Source organism: Microcystis sp. LE19-84.1B (genome assembly GCF_027531875.1).
Lineage (GTDB): Bacteria > Cyanobacteriota > Cyanobacteriia > Cyanobacteriales > Microcystaceae > Microcystis > Microcystis panniformis.
Genome location: NZ_JAPZSR010000367.1, coordinates 1 through 2,170 on the forward strand (window position 1 = coordinate 1; position 2,170 = coordinate 2,170).

Genomic DNA, 2,170 nt, shown 5'->3' on the forward strand with positions numbered 1-2,170 from the left:
TTCCCAAATGCGTTTAACCGCTATGGGATAGAGAGGTGCGTAGTTCACCCAAGGAGAATCAATCTCTCGAAGTAAAAGTGAAGGGAATTTCTGAAATGGAATTCAGTCTGTCTATATTTGACTATACTTTTACTAACTATATGGAGACTTAACTTTTCCATTGGATCGAATTTTTGAAGATTCTTTCGATGTTCGCGGTTTCTCATCTGGGCAAAAGCGAGAAAACAGCGATCGCATTTGGCGCAGCTTTGCCGTGGCAATTGTCCGTGACTCAATATCTGTAATAATCTAATACAGCCCTTGTAAACCTTCTTTAAGCTCTGGGTTTTCGTCTTGATCGAGATGCACAAAATCGCCCTTAGATGAGAATTAGTTTACAAAAATTTACATTTGGAGATAAGGAGCAATGAGTCAAGTTTCCGGTACAGATGTTCCCGATTTGGGTCGTCGTCAATTTATGAACCTGTTGACCTTTGGTACAATTACCGGAGTAGCAGCGGGGGCTTTGTATCCGATTGTTAAGTATTTTATTCCCCCCTCGGCCGGTGGTACGGGTGGCGGTGTCACCGCTAAAGATGCCCTAGGTAATGATGTGATTGTCAGTCAATTTCTGGGAAGCCATAACCCTGGCGATCGCACCTTAGCCCAAGGTTTAAAAGGCGACCCCACCTATTTAGTCGTCCAAGAGGACAAAACCCTGGCCAACTATGGAATTAACGCCGTCTGCACCCACTTAGGTTGTGTGGTGCCTTGGAATGCCAGTGAAGAAAAATTCATGTGTCCTTGCCACGGTTCCCAGTACAATGCCGAAGGAAAAGTAGTTCGCGGTCCAGCGCCTCTATCCTTAGCCCTCGCCCATGCCAACGTCACCGATAATGATAAAGTCGTCTTCTCCACTTGGACGGAAACCGACTTCCGCACCGGTGAAGAACCCTGGTGGTCCTAGATTATTCAATGTGACGAGATTTGGAATTATTTAACCGATAGAGGTCACTAACCCCGCCCTAAAAGGGACGGGGCTTGCCTAAACCAATTTAGGCGACGTAAGTAGAGACTACCGCATCGAGACACAATCTGGCCCAGACCTCCGAATACTTCCCTAGTTCGGATTCCCTCTAAGCTTTATTGGTAAAGCGTTGTTAGACAAGACATCTTGATTGTGTTGCGGTAAGGGACTTTAACTTTACTCTTAAGGATTATCTCCATGGCAAGAGTTCCTGTTATTTCAAAAGACGGAAAACCGTTGATGCCCACCAAACCCAGTCGGGCTAGACGGTGGATTAAGGAAGGAAAAGCTATCGGCAAATTCAACGACTTAGGTATTTTCTATGTCCAGCTAACCGATGAACCTTCCGATAACAAAACCCAACCGATTGCCATTGGTATTGACCCGGGTAAATTATTTTCGGGAATTGGTGTTCAATCCTCTCTTTTTACTCTTTGGAAGGCTCACTTAGAACTTCCTTTTAAACGAGTAAGAGAGCGCATGGACAATAGACGGTTAATGCGAAAAGGACGTAGAGGAAGACGGATTAACCGTCAACTTCCTTTTAATCTAAGAGCGCATCGACAAAAACGATTTTCAAATAGAAAACAAGGAAAATTAGCTCCCTCAATCAGAGCTAATCGTCAACTTGAACTTCGAGTCGTTTCCGAACTAACCAAAATCTATCCAATTACCGATATTTACTTTGAGTACATCAAAGCCGATGTTGATTTAACTTCCGGTAGAAAAGGAGCTAAGTCTGGAAAAGGTTTCTCGTCGGTTATGGTCGGACAAAAATGGGCTATTGAGCAACTATCTCAATTGGCAACAGTCCATACTCGCTTTGGTTGGCAAACCTCTAATCTTAGAAAACATTTGCGACTAGAAAAGTCCAAAAATAAAGCAGAACAATCACCCGAAAGTCATGCTAACGATGGCATTGCTCTTGCCTGTTTTCAGTTTTTAGATTATTTGCCATTCCACAATTCTAATAGTCATGGATATGATTGGAAGGGTTATGTTAAAGTAACGAACGCTCCCTTCGCTGTCATCAAACGTCCTCCTATTAGTCGTCGTCAACTTCACCTGATGGTTTTTTCCAAAGGTGGTAAACGACGTAAATATGGTGGCTCTACCACAAGACATGGGTTCCGTAAAGGAGATTTAGTTTCTTCTCCCAAAGGA

Annotated in this window: 2 protein-coding genes; both read left to right on the forward strand. The window is 43.5% G+C overall.

Annotated features, from left to right (window positions below):
• Positions 1–406 precede the first annotated feature (406 nt).
• Positions 407–946 carry a cytochrome b6-f complex iron-sulfur subunit gene (gene petC, locus O9324_RS20735; RefSeq protein ID WP_002737937.1) on the forward strand — a complete coding sequence of 180 codons (540 nt, stop codon included), beginning with the start codon at positions 407–409 and terminating at the stop codon, positions 944–946.
• A gap of 258 nt (positions 947–1,204) precedes the next feature.
• Positions 1,205–2,170, forward strand: a 966-nt coding sequence (locus O9324_RS20740; RefSeq protein WP_288141188.1) for an RRXRR domain-containing protein, incomplete at its 3' end; no start/stop codon positions are given.

Bases quoted from the DNA above. Each gene is read 5' to 3' on its own strand.
- petC (WP_002737937.1), top strand. From the start codon at position 407: ATGAGTCAAGTTTCCGGTACAGATGTTCCCGATTTGGGTCGTCGTCAA.